Genomic DNA, 16,154 nt, shown 5'->3' with positions numbered 1-16,154 from the left:
CTTATACCTCATTGTAGGGTAAGGTTTTTGTAGGTTGACTTAGTACAGGTGTCTCCTGCGAAGGCAGGCTCCGCAACGCAATCCACGCCAGTAGCGCATAGACAATCAACAACAGCGATACCGGCCAGGCGGCGTCAAATTCGATTAACAGCGCGACGGCGAGCATCGGCCCGAGACCGCCGGAGAAGATAGATCCCACTTCATGCCCCAGTGCCAGGCCGGAGTAACGCACGCGCACCGGGAACAGATCGCTCATGATGCAGGGTTGCGTCCCTGTCATCGCCCCATGGCAGACGGGCAGACCGAGGAACATCGCTACCATGATCCCGCTGAATTCTCCGCTGGAAAGTAGCCAGAAGAACGGGAAGGCCATCACCAGCAGGCCGATGACACCAATGTAGTAAACACGTTTCAAACCGATGCGATCGGAAAGCGCGCCCCAGAACAGAATTGAGAAAAACTCGACCACCATCGCCAGCGTCACCGCACTGATGATGATGTCTGTTGAGATACCAATATGTTTGGCGTAGACCACTGAAAAGGTGAAGAAAATATAGGACGCACCATTTTCAGGCAGACGCAGCGCAATGGCCTGCATCAGCGCTTTTGGATGCTCACGCAGCAGTACGATCAGCGGAATTTTTTCATGTTTCTCTTCGGGTTTAGCCTGGCGAAACGCTTCGCTTTCACGAATGTTTTTTCGGATATAAACGCCCACCAGGAAGATCAGCAGACTGAGCAGAAAAGGGACTCGCCATCCCCATTGCATAAAATCGGACTCGGGTAATTTCTGCACCAGATAAAAGGCAAAGGCAGAGAGTACGAACCCGCCAGCCACACCCATCTGGCTCCAGGCGGTAAAGAAACCGCGCCTTGATGCCGGGGCATTTTCACTCAGCATCAACACGCCGCCGCCCCACTCGCCCCCCGATGCCACGCCCTGCAAAAAGCGAAGGGTAATCAGACAAATCGGCGCCCAAATGCCAATCTGGCTGTAAGTCGGCAGCAGGCCGATGACGAAAGTTGTCGCGCCCATCAGCGTCAGGGTCATGATTAACGTCATCTTTCGGCTGTAGCGATCGCCTAAATGACCAAAGACAATCCCGCCCAGCGGGCGCGCCAGAAAGCCGACCGCAAAGCCGGAAAACGCCAGTAATGTGCCCTGTAGCGGGTCGCCGCCAACCGGGAAAAAGAGCGGGCCGAACACTAACGCCGCCGCCGTGCCATAGAGAAAGAAGTCGTACCATTCCAGCGCGTTGCCCAGTACGGAGGCAATCACCAGTTTACGCATTTGCTTTGGGTCGTGCGGTGCTGCTGCGGTATTGCTCATAAGCCAGGCTCCTCAATGGGTTAGGCTTTCACCTCAATATCGCCGCCTACCGTATGGTAACGACGGTTAAAATAGACCAGCCCGCGCGGCTGCTCGCTGATGCGAATCGCCTGCACCTGGCAATAAAAAACCGTGTGGCTGCCCACTTCATGGCAGTTATCTATCGCACAATCGAAGCTGGCAACGGCGGAACTGAGTACCGGCGCGCCGCTCGCCATCACCTGCCAGTGGTCATGTGCAAACCGCTCTTCTGAGCGCAGGCTGGCGTTGGCAAAAATACCCGACAACGCCTGATGCGCGCCGGAAAGCACGTTCACGCACAGCGCGCCGTTTTGCTTGAAGTGCGCATTGGCAAAAGAGTTGCGATTCATACACACCAGCAGGGTCGGCGGTTGATCCGTGACGCTACACACGGCAGAGGCGGTAAAGCCAAATTTCCCCGCCGGGCCATCGGTCGTAATCACCGACACCGCGCTGCCCAGTTGCGCCATCGCATTACGAAACTCGGTCTGCAAATTCATGCTGAACTCCTCAGAGATCGATAATCAGACGGGCGCTTTTCGCCCGGGAACAACAGAGCAGGATCTGGTCGCCATCGGCTTTCTCCTCGTCTGTCAGATAGCTGTCGCGGTGATCTGGCTCGCCCTCAATCACATCCGTCAGGCAACTGCCGCAAATCCCCTGCTTACAGGAGACGCACACCTTTAATCCGGCCTGCGCCAGCGCCTCGACAATGGTCTGGTTTTCCAGCACCTGCACGGTAATCCCGCTGGTTGCCGCCACCACCTCGAACGCTTTACCAGAAACTTCCACTTCCGCGCTGAAACACTCCTGATGAATTTTTTCAGCGGCATACCCGAGGCCATTCGCCTGTTCGCTTACCGCGTCCATTAAGCGCGTCGGCCCACACACATAAACATGCGTATTGTCAGGTACATCACTCAATACCGCGGGCAAATCAATGCGTTGCTCATCGCTGAAGTGCAGCCAAACACGATCGGCCCACGGCGACTTTTCCAGTTCGGCAACAAACGCCGCCTGCGAACGCGAACGGGCGCAGTAATGCAGCGAAAATGCGCGTCCGGCGGCGTGGAGTTCCGCCGCCATCGCCAGCATCGGCGTAATACCAATTCCGCCGCCAATCAGCAGGCTGCGCGCTGCCCCTTCATCCAGGGCAAACAGATTGCGCGGCAGGCTGACCGTCACCGATTCGCCTTCCCGAAGCGCGTGCGCCGCCAGCGATCCGCCTTTGGACTGGCTATCTTTGAGAATACCCAGTTGATAACAGTGACGATCAGCCGGATCGCCACACAGCGAATACGGCCGCACCAGATCGTCGGTTAAATGCAGGTCAATGTGCGCCCCGGCGGTGAACGCAGGCAGTTCAGCGCCGGTGGCATCGGCAAGCGTCAGCAGAACGACCTCCCCCTGAAGCTCGCGTTTCAAAATCTGTAGTGTCAGCATGGCAACTCCTTAACGCATGAACAGACCGCCGTTGATGTCCCAGGTTGCCCCGGTGACAAACGCCGCCTGCGGTGACGCCAGCAGCGCCACAGCCTGAGCAACAAACTCGGCGTCGCCGAGCTTGCCCACGGGGATCATCTGTAACAGCCCGGCCATTTTCTCTTCCGGCACCAGTGCGTGAACGGACGGGAGATCCATCGGCCCCGGCGCAATGGCATTGACCGTCACACCCGATTTTCCCAGCTCGCGGGCGAAGATTTTGGTCAGCGTCAGAATGCCGCCTTTCGACGCGGCATAGTGCGCCCCGGACGCCGTGCCGCCGTTCTGCCCGGCGAGCGACGCGAGGTTGATAATCCGTCCGTAACCTTTTTTGGCGAAGTAGCGACCCACCGTCTGGCAGCCAACGAACGTGCCGCGCAGATTGGTTGAAATCACCTGGTCGAACTCTTCAACATCAATTTCCATCACCGGTGTCGCCAGCGTCAGAGCGGCATTGTTCACCAGCACCTCCAGGCTACCGAAGCGGGCTTCAATCGCCTTAAGTGCCTGCTCAAACGCCTGCGGCTGGCGGATATTCAGTTCCAGCGCCAGCACGTGGCCCGCGCCGTTATCGAGTTTGTCCACCGCCTGTTGCGCGCGCGCCAGGCTGACATCGGACAGCACCACCTGATATCCCTGTGACAACAAATGCGTGGCGATGACGTTGCCCAGCCCGGCGGCCGCGCCGGTGACTAATACGGTTTGCGTCATAACGCGCTCCTCACAGGATGTAGCCGATGCTGTGCAGCACATCGTCACTGTTGATAAGACGGATAATCTTCTGCTTAATCAGAAGCCGGTTGCCCTGCGGCTGCAGGTGCCAGGTGATATCTGCCGCGTAGTGACGGCTAAAGCCTTTGCGGTGTTCCCACAGCGACTGCGCACCGCGCACCACGATGTCGTCGCCCTCACTTTCCAGCAGACGGAAGCGGGAGAGCGTACGCAACGTGCGGGCGCGTGGCGTGGTGGAGATAGACTCACCGCTGTAAAGGCGCTTCACCCGGCGCTCGCGCATTTCGTGATCGTCGCAGGCATAGTTGAGGGTGTTTTTGAAATCCGTTTCCTGTGGATCGATTGGCACGATATACAGGCCATCGCGCTGCCACAGCTCCAGCCAGGCGTTGAACTCGCCCTGATCGAGCAAGTCGCCCTCAAGGTTAATCGTCTCGATAGCGGCAATCAGTACTGCATCTGGCGTTACCATTTATTCCGCCTCCGTCATCAGTTTTTTCCACTGTTGATACGCCGCGCGCATCCCCGTTTCGGCGCTCACGTCGCTGCGCAGGCCATCATCAGTGCGGTACTCACCCGCCAGCCCACGGTTGAGCATGATCCACAGGTCGTTGCCCGCCGTCGCCCCGCGCTGTACACGTTCCCACGCCTCGGAATCATCCGGCGTGCCGAAGCCCATCGGCCCCTGGAAATGTTCATGCAGACGAAGACGCGCCTGGTTGGCAATTTCCGGGCCGCCGTCCATGGTGATTACCGCATGATGAATTTCGGTTTCGTTCACCGAGACGGGCTGCAGCACGCGGAAGAAGGCCATTGAACAGGCAATATTCGGGAAAATGTTGAGGTTAAAACCGGAACCGCCAACGGCGCGCACAATACGGCGCACCTGATCTTCATCGTGGTCTTTACGCAGTTCATCGGCCAGCGCGATAAAGCGCTCCGGAATTGGCGCATCGAGATTGGCTTCCAGATCCACCAGTTCCGGGATCATCACCATCACGCTATGGCCGTTGCCGAGATCTTCCACATAGCCGCTGCCGTCAACGAAGTTGAGCATCTCTTCGGTCTGCTTATCGACCGAACTTAAAAACGAGCGGTGAACGACCGGGAAGTGGTAGCCATCGGTGGTATTCTCCAGTTGGATCTTCCAGTTGCCGGGGAAGCGGAAACGGTGTGCCGGGCCGGTTTTAATCGGATAACCCGCGCCCTGCTTCATAAACAGATCCATCCACTTTTTCGCCGCGCCGAGGAAATCTTCCAGCGGTTCGATGTGCTCATTAAAGGTGGCGAAGATCATGCCGGCGTACTGTTCTGTACGCAGCGACACCAGCCCCAGTTCGCCTTTTTCCAGTTGATCGGCATAGCTTTCCGGGTGCGGCACGCCGCGCAGGCTGCCGTCCAGCGCGTAGCCCCAGCCGTGGTACGGGCAGACAAAACTGTTGGTTTTACCGCTGCGGTGCTCGCACACGGTAGCGGCGCGGTGGCGGCAACGGTTGAGCAACGTGTGTACGTTGCCTTTGCGGTCGCGCACGACGATCACCGGCTGGGTGCCTACCTCGGTGGTTTTGAAACTACCGGTTTCCGGGATTTCGCTGGTATGCGCCACCCATACCCAGGTTTTAGTAAAGATCCTGTCCAGCTCAAGGTTGAACAGGGTCTCGGAATTATAAAGTGAGGTATGCACCCGGTCAGACTGCACCAGCGCGGCGATTTCCGCGCAGTCGGGCACATTGGCTTCGATATTTTTTACGGGGATCTGGTTATCACACTGCATCGCTCGTCTCTCTATTTATTGTCAGGTACAGGCAGCACATCATCGGCGTGCCAGTGTTCGACGGGCCGGCTAAACAGATTGCGCGTCGTGAAATGGTGCATTCGCATCACACCGGCTTCGCGACGGAACTCCACGTTCAGTTCCGCCGCATTGAGATGCGATCCTCCGGCGGTAAAACTGGAGGTTTGCAGCATCAGCCAGCGCCCGAAAAGCAGGCCATCTGGCTGCTGGATGAGGGCTTCCGAACACAGAAAATGGGCGTTCATCGCAAAATGCGCGGGCGTTCTGACGTATCCGGCCATCATGTTTTCAATGGCGTTGCGCCCGACATGCCTGCCAAGGCGCGTGGCATACGGTTCGCCCACCCCTTCCCAGCAAGCATCAGTGGTAAACAGCGCACCAATCGCCCGCACCGTTGCCGGGGTTTCAAGCTGGTCGCACAGGCGCATATAGTTGCTGATGCATACCCGCGCGTCCTGCTGATCTTCAAGCTGCTGCAAACGCTGCGCATCCTGTGAGTTCATCGCCTGCTCCTTAATTCTGAATAATTAGCTCGCGGCCCACGCGCGCTTCAATCTTGCAGTACTTCCAAAGTTTGCTTTCGCCGACCGGCGTGGTGCGGAACAGGTTGCAGACCGCCGCGACACTTTCCAGGGTGTCGGCATCAGCCAGCACGTAGGTAGTCCACGGGGCGGTGGTCGAGGGGCCGACCATCAACTGATCATCATCCATATTGCCGATGACGCGGATGCCCGGCGTCTCTTCCATACCTTTCATCATCACGCCGAACGCGCCCCACACCTGTTTGGCCTCCGCCGGGGTGGCGTCGAAAAAGTTCTGGTTCACACCGATACAAAACAGCACGCGTAATGTGTTCTGGCTCATTTGTTGCTCCTTACAGAAATTCAGAGATAACCCGGCAGCGGTTTGCCGCCGAAAAAGACCGTACCGGCGTTCAGGTACGAGAGGTCGCCCATAAAGGCATGTTGAGTAATCACCATCGTGTCGCGCACATAACGCTGGAGCGGGCTGGTCATGGTGACGCCGCCCATGCCGTTGAGCGCCAGCGCCTGACGGGCAACCTCTGCCGCCACCCGGGTGACGTGCGTAGAGGAAAGACGCAGGGCGTTGACCTGCTGCTGGCTCGGTTCGTTGCCCACCAGCAGACGCTGCCAGACATCATCAATGGCCTCGTAAAACCAGGCGCGCGCCGAGCGCAGTTCCGCTTCACAACGGGCGATTTGCATCTGCGCCTGCGGTCGGTCGGCCAGGCGCGGCGCACCGGTAACGGACTGCTGACGATGGGCAATCTGATAGATTTCATTCAGCGCCGCGCGGGCCACCCCCAGCGCCACAACGGACAGCACCTGCGTGGCGAGCGACAGCACCGGATAGCGATACAGCGGGCCTTCCAGATTCAGCGCCCCGCCGCGAATAAAGGTCCACTCCTGCGGCACATAGGCGTCATCCACCAGCAAATCATGGCTGCCGGTTCCCGCCAGCCCGACCGTATCCCACACCGGGTCGATATGAATGCTTTCGCGCGGCAGCACCGCCATGCGCGGCAGCGTGTTCTCCCCTTCCGGCTGAATACCGACACCAAACACCGAAGCGCCCATACTGCCGCTGGCAAAGCACCAGCGCCCGCTTACGCGGTATCCACCGTCGGCGAGTTGCGCTTTGTGGGTCGGGTAGATACCCCCGGCAAACACCACATCAGGGCCATCGCGGTAGAGTGCTTTCAGGGTATCCGGCGGCAGCGCGCCGAGATAAAACGGGCTCATGCCGAAGCTCGCAACCCAGCCTGCCGAGCCATCTGCGGTGGCAATTTGCTCAATCAGTTCGCAAAACTGTGCCGGAGAACACTCATCACCGCCGTAGATTTTCGGCACCAGCGCACGGTAGACGCCCACCTGTTTAAAGCGGCTGATGATGTCGTCTGAAACATGGCGCTGGCGCTCAAAATCGGCGCTGCGCGCGGTCACTTCAGTCAATAACGGAACAAGCTCTTCACGGACATGTACGACGGACATAGCTGACTCCCGATTAACGTGGGCGGGCGGCAAAAAGGTGCACGATGCCGCAACGCCGAAAGGCATTGAGTGGTCGATTCAACGGTTTCAGGACGCGGTGAGCGTCAGAGGCGGCGGCGCATCAGCCACTCGGCGGCCTGGACGAGAACCCCTTCCTCACCAAAGCCTGCCACCAGTTGCAGCGCGACAGGTCGGCCCTGAAGTTCGCCCATCGGCAGCGAGAGCGCTGGATGACCGCTGAGGTTGAAGGGGCGCACCAGCCGCGTCAGATTCACCACGCTAAGCGGATCTTCCGCCTCTTCCAGCGTTGGCGGCAGTTCTGGTAGGGTCGCCAGCGCCAGTAACGGTATGTCTTCCAGCAGGGCATTCACCTGAGCGGTGAACTGCGCGCGCACGTTTTCCGCGCGGGCGAGCTGTTCACTGGTGATAGATTCTCCGGCCTGAATTCGGCTGGCAACATCCGGGGAGACCGCGTGGCTCGCCAGCAGCGCGTTAAACGCCAGCCAGTTTTCGCGGTTGATGATGGTCAGCCCGGCACGATGTGCTTCGCCCAGCAGCGGTAACGTCACGCTGTTTGCGGCGATGCCCAACGCTTCCAGCGCATCCACCAGCAGCGCGTCAATCTCCGGCTGAGCCGCAAAGATAAAGCCCATTGAGGGTAGAGAATCCAGCGGCGCGTCAACCGGTAACGCGAGGCGCGCCAGCACGTCGCGCAGAATGTGCGGCTCGCGGGCAAAAATGCCAACGCAATCAAGAGAGCTGTAGGCAGGCAACACGCCCTGACGGCTGAGTACACCGTAGCCCGGTTTGAGCCCCAGCACACCGCAACAGGCTGCGGGCATACGCACAGAACCACCGGTATCTGTGCCGAGGGCAAAATCCACATCGCCACTGGCGACCACGGCCGCGGAGCCGCTCGATGATCCGCCGGGGATCAGTGCAGGATAGTTGGCATTTACCGGCGTACCGCTCCACGGGTTGATCCCGGTGACACCAAACGCCAGTTCGTGGAGGGTGGTTTTGCCCGTCAACTGGCAACCGCTGTCAAGCAGCACCTTGACGATGCGAGCATGCTGTTTCGCTTTCGGCGCATCGGCCAGCGCCGGGCAACCGGCGCGGGTCGGGTGACCGGCAATATCCAGCGTATCTTTGACGGCGAACCGCAGCTCGCCTGCGCCGAGCGTGAATTGCTCAACGTAACCATTGCTCTCAAAAACTGGCTTCATGATTAACACCTTGACCAGAAAAAGTGAATCACATTCAGGCGGACAGTCATCGCTGCTTTTTTACCCTGAATGGCGATAAATCAATCATGAGAGATTTATGTGAATATTCAAGTAATATTTCACGTTATTTTCACAATGCGATAACGCAAATATAATCATTCATTCACCATGGCTACTGCGTTATGTTGATGAATTGTCGCAGAAAAAGGGAGGAAACGCGTCAACGTCGCCGTGAAAACTCAGGGCGACAGATAAGAATTAACGATAGTATTTACAGTGAGTTATAAGAAAATTTTAGCGCGATCACAAATCTTAACGATCGCTCTTCGAGGCTACAGTTCGTTGAGGTTACTCAGGACTTTCGACAGCGACAAATTCATTTTTTCTACCTGCGCGGGTGTCATTCCCTTAAACCCTTTTTCGAAAACTTTCTGTGCCAGGCGGTGCGCTTCTTCAATTTTGGCCTTTCCGGCAGGCGTGAGCATCACCTCCGTCACCCGGGCATCCTGCTCGCTGCTGGCGGTGGTCACCATCCCATCGTCACGCAGACGGCCAACGATTTTGGTGACGGTCGGCATTTTCGCCATCGCATATTCCGAAATTTGCGAGATGCTGGCCTTGCCGTACTGATGGGTAATCATCATCACCCGAAAGCGCGAAACGTCGAGCTGCACCTTTTTCAACGTCACTTCCATCACCTGGGTGTAGCGCGCATAGACGTTAACAATCCAGTAGAACGGGAACTCTTCACGATGAAAAGCCGCATCCGCGCTCTTCACATCCGCTGTTTTTTTGATTGAACTCATGAGCTTCCTTAGTCAAAAGACGTCGATACGCTGAGTATACCGGGTTATAAGTTCACGCTATAGCATCATCGCGCATTCGCTCTGCCATGAATGTTCTAAAACCCACCTTATGATTCAAAAAACGCCACACAGCTAACAATTTCGTCTCATTTTTTACGGTTCCCATTGACACTTTATCAGGCTGTTACCTATACGTTAGCGCACGTGTTCAGATGGCCTCTGTCAATAAAACATTCTGAGCATGTTAAATATTCGCCTGCTAACAAAATAATATTACATTGCAATGTGGAGCCCGACATGAATGATTCTTCGAGCGTATTATCGCCACCTACCGATACGCAGGATACACTGGACCCGCGACAACAAGCAGTGATAAAAAAGTTATTCCGCCGATTAATTGTTTTCTTATTTATTTTATTTGTTTTCTCTTACCTCGATCGTATTAATATTGATTTTGCCGGTTTAACGATGGGCAAAGATTTAGGCTTAACCAGCACCATGTTTGGCCTGGCCACTACCTTATTTTATGTGATGTATGTAATTTGCGGGATCCCCAGCAATATTATGTTAGGGATTGTCGGCGCCCGACGCTGGATTGCGGTGCTGATGGTGGTATGGGGAATTGCCTCAACCGCGACCATGTTCGCGACCGGGCCAAATAGCCTGTATGTCCTACGCATGCTGGTTGGGATCGCCGAAGCAGGCTTCCTGCCAGGGCTGCTGCTCTATTTAACTTACTGGTTCCCGTCGCAGTATCGCGCCCGCGCTAACGCCTTGTTTATGATAGCGATGCCGGTAACCATGGCATTGGGTTCGCTGGCGTCAGGCTACATTTTGAATATGGATGGTTTATTAAACCTGAAGGGCTGGCAATGGTTATTTTTGCTGGAAGGTTTCCCGTCCGTATTATTAGGCCTGGTGGTCTGGTTCTGGCTCGATGACTCTCCGGCGAAAGCCAAATGGCTAACCGACGATGATAAAGCCTGTCTGAATGAAATGCTGGAAGCGGATAAACGGGCAATTCAACAATCGCAGCAGGGTATCAGCACCGGAATGATGTCGCAGCGCAGTATGCTGCGCGAGTTATTTACGCCGGTCATTATGCTCTACACCCTGGCGTATTTTTGCCTGACCAATACCCTGAGCGCATTAAGCGTCTGGACGCCGCTTATTCTGCGTAGTTTTAATCAGGAGAGTAATAACATCACCATTGGGTTACTCAGCGCCATTCCGCAAGTGTGTACCATTATTGGCATGGTGTGGTGGAGTAAGCGTTCCGATCGTTTTAATGAGCGGAAAATCCACACGTTGCTGCCCTATCTTTTTGCCGCCGCGGGCTGGATACTCACCGCCACCAGCAGCAATCCAATGCTGCAATTCAGCGGTATCGTAATGGCATCCGCCGGGGCATTTGCCGCAATGGTGATTTTCTGGACCACGCCGGATCAATCCATCTCGGTTCAGGCGCGCGCCCTGGGAATTGCGGTGATTAACGCTACCGGGATGACCGGCGCGGCGCTGGGGCCGCTGCTGATGGGCTGGATGAAAGATATCACCGGTAGCTTCAACGCCGGAATTTATATGGTCGCCGCCTTCCTCGTGCTCGGCGCTGTAGTGATTGCCTTCATTCCGATGAAAAAAATGGCGCAGAAGAAGAGTCTGGCGCTGTAAAGCACGCGTGATATGCCCCGCATGCCGGATAAGGCGCGAGCTGCATCCGGCAGTTTCACCGATCCATCACTCATTTACCCTGTGTTTAGGCTCCAGCCCTATTAGGCTGTGCTAGTATACAAACACATTGGTTATCTGGGGATATATGCATGGAATGGCTGGTTGTTGATATCTTAAAAACTGAAAAAAACGATATTTTTTCAGTCATCACCCAGTGCGGCAAAATTAAAACCATTACTAAAATCAAATCTGCCTTCAGCATTAACAAGGGCGATGTTCTCACGCCAACACTTAATGCGACTTACTACATTAATAACAATAAGGATCGCACTATCGTGATTCTCTCGTCTGTCTGCTTTTCCAGCGAAGCATGGGCTGCGTTAAAGCTGAGCTAGGACATTCTGATAGAGTTGAGAATAATTCTTAGAAAGCCACCCTCGCGCTGCAATATTTGTTAGCAACTCCTTGCGTATTAATCAGTAATTCCTTTCCCTCCCTATGCCATGACAGGCTATGATTAGCACAGCCAGTACTCTTATTTGAATTGAGGCAATGTCATGGATAAAGAACTTCTCGACGCCGGATACCGGGTATACACCGGTGAAAAAATCGACGTCTATTTCAACACAGCCCTGTGCCAGCACTCGGGCAACTGCGTGCGTGGCAACAGCAAGCTCTTCAATTTGAAGCGCAAACCGTGGATTATGCCCGATAATGTAGAGAGCACCGTGGTGCAGCAGGTCATTGATACCTGCCCAAGCGGCGCGCTGAAATACCGTACCAAATAACCCATAGCGAGAGACAAATGGAAATTCTGGAAGGTAACAACCGTTTTTACGTTAACGATGCTGAAGGTAACCTACTGGCCGAAGTGGTTTTTGTTCCCACAGGCGAGCATCTGAGCATTATTGAGCACACCGATGTAGACCCCAGCCTGAAAGGCCAGGGCGTCGGCAAGAAACTGGTGGCAAAAGTGGTGGAAAAAATGCGTAACGAGAATCGCAAAATTATTCCGCTTTGCCCCTTCGCTAAACACGAATTCGATACCACCCCGGAATACGCCGATATTCGCGCCTGATTCTCAGCGCTCTGCGGAGCGCTGTTCTTCTTTGCCCCCGATACAGATCGCAAAAAAAAGAAAAACTCCCCGTAGTAAAATCAAAACCCTGTTTTAGTTGACCAATATCAATTTCGTAAACTTTCCGTTACGGTAAAAAGCCCGTCCCGTATAAGAAAAGTCCTACACTATCCTATGAAAAAATTGTTTTTTATCGCTGCGCTGGTGACGCTTTCTTCCCCTGCCCTCGCGCTTAATTTCAACTCAACGGTACTGAAACTGAAATGCCCCTCACGCGGTCTGATTGAAATCACGTTGCATGCCTTTGGACATATCTCTGAGTTGTGGAAAGGGCATTATTATGTCGGCTCAGGGCATGAGGTACATAATGGTACGGAATATTTCAAATTCAGTAACGGCGATACCTTAATGCATCATCCAAAGAGCGATAAGTTCATGTTCTATTTCGCCAGGAGTCATACACTGAAAGCCTGCCAAAAACTCTCTGAACAGCCGATCAAAGTGGCCTTTAATTAAGAGAAAAGCGACGAAACGGCAGCGGATGTTTCCGCCGTTTCGCCACTATTTTCAGCGAAACCGCCGGATGCGGCTGCGCCTTATCCGGCCTACGGGCTGGGTGCGGGTAGGCCTGATAAGCGCAGCGCATCAGGCATGGCTCTCCTGCAATAACGTTTTAATCGCCGCTTCCTGCTCGTCATAATTCCCCTCGCCAAAGAAGGTATACCGTAGCTGCCCGCGCGCATCAAACAGGTAGTGCGCAGGCCAATATTGGTTGCCGAACGTATTCCAGATTCGGTAGTTGTTATCCATCACCACCGGGTAGCTAAGTTGCCATTTTTTCACCGCTGACGTGACCGCATCAACGGGTTTCTCGTGGGGATATTCAGGCGTGTGCACCCCGATGACCGTGAGGCCAGGGTATTTCTGCGACCATTCACGAACATGGGGCAATGTGTGCTGACAGTTGATGCAGTCAAAAGTCCAAAAATCTACCAGTACCACCTTCCCTTTCAGCGAATCGGCTGAAAGCGGCGCACTATTGATCCACGTCGTTCCGCCCGTCAGTGGGGGGAGCTGACTGCTGGGTGTGGTGTCAACTACCGGCTGTAAACGCACAGGTTGTTCAGGCAGCAAGCCCACCAGACGCTGTTCCAGCTGTTGTGAAAACGCACTGGCCCCTTGAAGCACGCTGGTAGTACAGGTTGCAATCAGCGCCACTGACGCCAGCATTGCGACACCCGCGCCCTGACGCAGACGTGCCACCACCGCCGTTTTTGCCCGCAGCCCGTGCATCACACGTTTACCACCAAACCACAGCAGGGCCAGCATCGCCGCGCAACCGCTACCGTACGCTGCCAGTAAAACACTGCCGGAAACGCTACTCCCCTGAAGCAAACTCAGGCTGAGAATTGCTCCCAGCACCGGCCCGGCGCAGGGTGCCCACAAAAGCCCGGTGGCAAACCCGGCCAGCAGCGCGGCAAGGAGCCCGCGATGATGGTTGCTTTGATCATTCACCTGATTGCCCAGCCGCACCACCGGCTTCGCCAGCCACTGCGCCACGCGCGGGAATATCAGCGACAGTGCCACCGCGCTCATAAACAGCAACGCTATCCAGCGCCCGACGGTGGCGACCTGTGCCACCCAGGCACTGGCCACGGTCACCAGCGATGACACCAGAGTAAACATCAGCACCATCCCGGTTAACATTGCCGCCAGATGCCGTTTCTGCCCCTTCACGCTGGCAAATAAAAATGGAATAACAGGCAGCGTACAGGGACTTAACAACGTCAGCATGCCGCCGATAAACGCAATGATAATAGCCATATCTCACCTCACCTTTAGGTTGCCTGGGTATCAGGCGGTGAGAAGATTTAACCGCGTCGATGTGTGCGTGGTGTGTCGGCAAAATGCCGTTTTGTCTCGTTACTTGTCGTGTGACGAAGGGGATACAGAAGGATACAAAGCGCGCGGCAAACGCAGGGTAACCACCAGACCGCCTTCAGGATGGTTATGTAAACGTAATTGCCCGTGAAGTTGCGCCGCCAGTTGATCTGCAATCGCCAGCCCCAGCCCGGTACCGCCGGTGTGGCGATTGCGCGAGTTTTCGATACGGTAGAAAGGTTGCAGCACCGCATCCTGCTCGGCCTCATCAATACCGGGGCCGTTATCCCGCACCTGAATTTCCAGCCACTGCGCATCGTGCAAAAGCAGATGAACCTGCGCTTCACTGCCGTACTTCAGCGCATTATCAAGCAGATTGGTCATGATGCGCCGTAGCGCCTGCGGCCGGGTCTCCAGCGGTAAAATCGTTGGGGCGGGCAAGAAGGTGACCGCCTGGCCGGTGTCCGTATAGTCGCAAACGAGGGTGTCGAGGAAGGCATTGAGCTCGAGCCGATGCGTCGGCTCCAGCAAGGGTTCAGCGCTTCGGGCATAAGCTATACCCTCGCGCACCAGCCGCGTCATACTCTCAAGATCCTGCATGAGCTTATCGCGCAGCATCGGCTCCTCGCTCATCTCCACGCGCAGTTTCATCCGCGTGATGGGCGTTTGCAGGTCGTGGGAAATTGCGGCGAGGATTTGCGTGCGCTCCTTCAGATAACGCTGGATACGCGCCTGCATCGCATTAAACGCGCGGGCCGCCTGCGCCACTTCCAGCGGCCCCTGGTCATTCATGATTCGCGGTTGCGTCGCGGCGGGTTCTAAGGTTTCCACCGCGTCGGTAAATCGTGCAAGCGGGCGAACCACCTGGCGTACCGCCAGCCAGGCGCAGAGCAATAGCAGCAGAGGCTGGATGACCAGTACCACGGGCAGCCAGCGCGCCAGCGCGGGCAACTGCGGGCGCAGATCTATTGTCAGCGGGGAACCATCGCTTAATCGCAGATGTGCCTGAATATGTTCGCGCGGGCCGGGGATCGTGCTCATCGTCAACGCGTATTGTGTGCCGAGCGCCTCCTGAAGTGACGCCACTATCGGGCGCGAGCGCCAGCTGTCAGGGACGGGGCCCGGTTCACCCGCATCGGTTTGATAGTGATAATTACCCCGCGCAAGCCGCGCAAGCCACGCGGCGCGCTCGTTCGCCGGAAGACGGTCAAGAATCGCCACGCTGGTCGCCACGTCATAACCCAGGTTATCGAGCATGACCGTGCGCGCGCTGCTCATTCGCTCGTAAAGCAACAGTGACAGCGTCAGGCCGTTCGCCAGTAACAGCCCGGCCAGCACCAGCAACACCAGCCGATAGAGCAGCGTTTTCGGCCACAACCTCACTGACGGATCTCCACCGGCATCGCCAGCACATAGCCTTCGCTGCGCACGGTTTTGATGTAAGCAGGCTCGCGCGCGTCATCGCTCAGCCGTTGGCGCAGGCGGCTAACCAGCAAGTCGATGGAGCGTTCAAACAACTCCGCATCACGGCCCTGAGTAAGGCTTAACAACTGGTCGCGGTTCAGAACCCGCTGCGGGTGGTCGAGAAAAACTCGCAGCAGGCGATACTCTGCCCCGCTGAGCGCGACAACCAGGCCGTCATCATCAATCAAATGGCGAGCGGCAGTATCCAGTTGCCAGCGGCCAAACGCAATCAGCCGCCCGGCATCGGTGATTTGCAAATTCGGCGGTAAGGCGCGATAGCGACGCAAAATCGCTTTAATCCGCGCCAGCAGTTCGCGGGCAACGAACGGTTTCACCAGATAATCATCCGCACCCATTTCGAGACCAAGGATCCGATCCGCGTCGTCGCTGCGGGCAGTCAGCATCAGTACAGGCAGATTTTGCTGGCGATCGCTGCGCAGTTCACGGCACAACGTCAATCCGTCATCGCCCGGCATCATGATATCGAGCACCACCAGATCCACCTGGTGGTGTGCCAGATACGCCCGCATCTCCTTCCCGTTAGCGGCCCCCGTCGCGCGATAGCCCGCATTATTCAGATAGTCGACGACCAGCTCGCGAATATCACGATCGTCATCGACTACCAGCACCGTGTCGATATGTTCCATCGCGGCCCC

19 protein-coding genes are annotated in these 16,154 nt (G+C 56.0%); 5 read left to right on the top strand and 14 right to left on the bottom strand.

Annotated features, from left to right (window positions below; genetic code table 11):
- Position 1: 1 nt before the first annotated feature.
- The 11 genes from ACOXYR_RS05275 to ACOXYR_RS05225 all read right to left on the bottom strand — a co-directional run bounded on the left by ACOXYR_RS05275 (position 2) and on the right by ACOXYR_RS05225 (position 9,404).
- Complete coding sequence (locus tag ACOXYR_RS05275) at positions 2-1,330, bottom strand: MFS transporter (protein ID WP_421355465.1); 1,329 nt, start codon at positions 1,328-1,330, stop codon at positions 2-4.
- Between the two features lie 20 nt (positions 1,331-1,350).
- Positions 1,351-1,851 (bottom strand): flavin reductase, encoded by a 501-nt coding sequence (locus ACOXYR_RS05270; protein WP_421355464.1) that lies wholly within the window; start codon positions 1,849-1,851, stop codon positions 1,351-1,353.
- Positions 1,852-1,861: 10 nt separating this feature from the next.
- A complete protein-coding gene (locus tag ACOXYR_RS05265; protein ID WP_421355463.1) occupies positions 1,862-2,794 on the bottom strand; it encodes a PDR/VanB family oxidoreductase in 933 nt (310 codons plus the stop codon).
- 9 nt (positions 2,795-2,803) lie between these two features.
- Positions 2,804-3,544 (bottom strand): SDR family NAD(P)-dependent oxidoreductase, encoded by a 741-nt coding sequence (locus ACOXYR_RS05260; protein ID WP_350436585.1) that lies wholly within the window; start codon positions 3,542-3,544, stop codon positions 2,804-2,806.
- Positions 3,545-3,554: 10 nt separating this feature from the next.
- Positions 3,555-4,037, bottom strand: a complete 483-nt coding sequence (locus ACOXYR_RS05255) for an aromatic-ring-hydroxylating dioxygenase subunit beta (protein ID WP_108473509.1) — start codon at positions 4,035-4,037, stop codon at positions 3,555-3,557.
- Positions 4,038-5,339 carry an aromatic ring-hydroxylating oxygenase subunit alpha gene (locus ACOXYR_RS05250; protein ID WP_113857962.1) on the bottom strand — a complete coding sequence of 434 codons (1,302 nt, stop codon included), beginning with the start codon at positions 5,337-5,339 and terminating at the stop codon, positions 4,038-4,040.
- An 11-nt stretch (positions 5,340-5,350) separates the two neighbouring features.
- Complete coding sequence (locus ACOXYR_RS05245; RefSeq protein WP_350436584.1) at positions 5,351-5,863, bottom strand: nuclear transport factor 2 family protein; 513 nt, start codon at positions 5,861-5,863, stop codon at positions 5,351-5,353.
- A gap of 10 nt (positions 5,864-5,873) precedes the next feature.
- The gene (locus ACOXYR_RS05240; RefSeq protein ID WP_189622734.1) at positions 5,874-6,224 is read right to left on the bottom strand and encodes an IacB protein; all 351 of its coding nucleotides are present in this window, start codon (positions 6,222-6,224) and stop codon (positions 5,874-5,876) included.
- Positions 6,225-6,244: 20 nt separating this feature from the next.
- The gene (locus tag ACOXYR_RS05235; RefSeq protein ID WP_421355462.1) at positions 6,245-7,372 is read right to left on the bottom strand and encodes an acyl-CoA dehydrogenase family protein; all 1,128 of its coding nucleotides are present in this window, start codon (positions 7,370-7,372) and stop codon (positions 6,245-6,247) included.
- Between the two features lie 104 nt (positions 7,373-7,476).
- Positions 7,477-8,598 carry an amidase gene (locus ACOXYR_RS05230; protein ID WP_421355461.1) on the bottom strand — a complete coding sequence of 374 codons (1,122 nt, stop codon included), beginning with the start codon at positions 8,596-8,598 and terminating at the stop codon, positions 7,477-7,479.
- Between the two features lie 332 nt (positions 8,599-8,930).
- Positions 8,931-9,404: a MarR family winged helix-turn-helix transcriptional regulator gene (locus tag ACOXYR_RS05225; protein WP_108473503.1), complete on the bottom strand. Its 474-nt coding sequence runs from the start codon at positions 9,402-9,404 to the stop codon at positions 8,931-8,933.
- A 297-nt stretch (positions 9,405-9,701) separates the two neighbouring features.
- Between ACOXYR_RS05225 and hpaX the strand changes: the two genes are divergently transcribed.
- From hpaX to ACOXYR_RS05200, 5 genes are all read left to right on the top strand, one after another.
- Entirely contained in the window at positions 9,702-11,075 is a 1,374-nt protein-coding gene (gene hpaX, locus ACOXYR_RS05220; protein ID WP_421355460.1) for a 4-hydroxyphenylacetate permease, read from the top strand.
- 149 nt (positions 11,076-11,224) lie between these two features.
- On the top strand, positions 11,225-11,470 hold the full coding sequence (locus ACOXYR_RS05215) for a histidine kinase (protein WP_350436580.1): 246 nt from the start codon (positions 11,225-11,227) through the stop codon (positions 11,468-11,470).
- Between the two features lie 162 nt (positions 11,471-11,632).
- Positions 11,633-11,863 (top strand): 4Fe-4S mono-cluster protein YjdI, encoded by a 231-nt coding sequence (yjdI, locus tag ACOXYR_RS05210; protein WP_108473500.1) that lies wholly within the window; start codon positions 11,633-11,635, stop codon positions 11,861-11,863.
- A gap of 17 nt (positions 11,864-11,880) precedes the next feature.
- Positions 11,881-12,153 carry a GNAT family N-acetyltransferase gene (locus tag ACOXYR_RS05205; protein ID WP_108473499.1) on the top strand — a complete coding sequence of 91 codons (273 nt, stop codon included), beginning with the start codon at positions 11,881-11,883 and terminating at the stop codon, positions 12,151-12,153.
- Positions 12,154-12,327: 174 nt separating this feature from the next.
- Positions 12,328-12,669: a hypothetical protein gene (locus ACOXYR_RS05200; protein ID WP_113857955.1), complete on the top strand. Its 342-nt coding sequence runs from the start codon at positions 12,328-12,330 to the stop codon at positions 12,667-12,669.
- Positions 12,670-12,798: 129 nt separating this feature from the next.
- Here the strand turns inward: ACOXYR_RS05200 and ACOXYR_RS05195 are convergent, their stop codons facing one another.
- The 3 genes from ACOXYR_RS05195 to ACOXYR_RS05185 all read right to left on the bottom strand — a co-directional run bounded on the left by ACOXYR_RS05195 (position 12,799) and on the right by ACOXYR_RS05185 (position 16,145).
- The gene (locus tag ACOXYR_RS05195; RefSeq protein WP_421355459.1) at positions 12,799-13,977 is read right to left on the bottom strand and encodes a cytochrome c biogenesis protein DipZ; all 1,179 of its coding nucleotides are present in this window, start codon (positions 13,975-13,977) and stop codon (positions 12,799-12,801) included.
- A gap of 99 nt (positions 13,978-14,076) precedes the next feature.
- Positions 14,077-15,417, bottom strand: a complete 1,341-nt coding sequence (locus ACOXYR_RS05190) for an ATP-binding protein (protein WP_421355458.1) — start codon at positions 15,415-15,417, stop codon at positions 14,077-14,079.
- Positions 15,414-16,145, bottom strand: a complete 732-nt coding sequence (locus ACOXYR_RS05185) for a response regulator (RefSeq protein ID WP_421355457.1) — start codon at positions 16,143-16,145, stop codon at positions 15,414-15,416. The genes ACOXYR_RS05190 and ACOXYR_RS05185 overlap by 4 nt, the downstream gene beginning before the upstream one ends.
- Between the last annotated feature and the right edge of the window lie 9 nt (positions 16,146-16,154).

The organism is Pseudocitrobacter faecalis (assembly GCF_965231525.1).
GTDB lineage: Bacteria > Pseudomonadota > Gammaproteobacteria > Enterobacterales > Enterobacteriaceae > Pseudocitrobacter > Pseudocitrobacter faecalis.
This window is presented reverse-complemented; position numbering and strand designations above follow the sequence as displayed.

Coding starts and splice junctions, on each gene's coding strand:
- ACOXYR_RS05205 (WP_108473499.1), top strand. CDS start 11,881: ATGGAAATTCTGGAAGGTAACAACCGTTTTTACGTTAACGATGCTGAA.
- hpaX (WP_421355460.1), top strand. CDS start 9,702: ATGAATGATTCTTCGAGCGTATTATCGCCACCTACCGATACGCAGGAT.
- ACOXYR_RS05200 (WP_113857955.1), top strand. CDS start 12,328: ATGAAAAAATTGTTTTTTATCGCTGCGCTGGTGACGCTTTCTTCCCCT.
- ACOXYR_RS05270 (WP_421355464.1), bottom strand. CDS start 1,851: ATGAATTTGCAGACCGAGTTTCGTAATGCGATGGCGCAACTGGGCAGC.
- ACOXYR_RS05260 (WP_350436585.1), bottom strand. CDS start 3,544: ATGACGCAAACCGTATTAGTCACCGGCGCGGCCGCCGGGCTGGGCAAC.
- ACOXYR_RS05215 (WP_350436580.1), top strand. CDS start 11,225: ATGGAATGGCTGGTTGTTGATATCTTAAAAACTGAAAAAAACGATATT.
- ACOXYR_RS05225 (WP_108473503.1), bottom strand. CDS start 9,404: ATGAGTTCAATCAAAAAAACAGCGGATGTGAAGAGCGCGGATGCGGCT.
- ACOXYR_RS05195 (WP_421355459.1), bottom strand. CDS start 13,977: ATGGCTATTATCATTGCGTTTATCGGCGGCATGCTGACGTTGTTAAGT.
- ACOXYR_RS05255 (WP_108473509.1), bottom strand. CDS start 4,037: ATGGTAACGCCAGATGCAGTACTGATTGCCGCTATCGAGACGATTAAC.
- ACOXYR_RS05240 (WP_189622734.1), bottom strand. CDS start 6,224: ATGAGCCAGAACACATTACGCGTGCTGTTTTGTATCGGTGTGAACCAG.
- ACOXYR_RS05230 (WP_421355461.1), bottom strand. CDS start 8,598: ATGAAGCCAGTTTTTGAGAGCAATGGTTACGTTGAGCAATTCACGCTC.
- ACOXYR_RS05275 (WP_421355465.1), bottom strand. CDS start 1,330: ATGAGCAATACCGCAGCAGCACCGCACGACCCAAAGCAAATGCGTAAA.
- yjdI (WP_108473500.1), top strand. CDS start 11,633: ATGGATAAAGAACTTCTCGACGCCGGATACCGGGTATACACCGGTGAA.
- ACOXYR_RS05245 (WP_350436584.1), bottom strand. CDS start 5,863: ATGAACTCACAGGATGCGCAGCGTTTGCAGCAGCTTGAAGATCAGCAG.
- ACOXYR_RS05250 (WP_113857962.1), bottom strand. CDS start 5,339: ATGCAGTGTGATAACCAGATCCCCGTAAAAAATATCGAAGCCAATGTG.
- ACOXYR_RS05235 (WP_421355462.1), bottom strand. CDS start 7,372: ATGTCCGTCGTACATGTCCGTGAAGAGCTTGTTCCGTTATTGACTGAA.
- ACOXYR_RS05185 (WP_421355457.1), bottom strand. CDS start 16,145: ATGGAACATATCGACACGGTGCTGGTAGTCGATGACGATCGTGATATT.
- ACOXYR_RS05265 (WP_421355463.1), bottom strand. CDS start 2,794: ATGCTGACACTACAGATTTTGAAACGCGAGCTTCAGGGGGAGGTCGTT.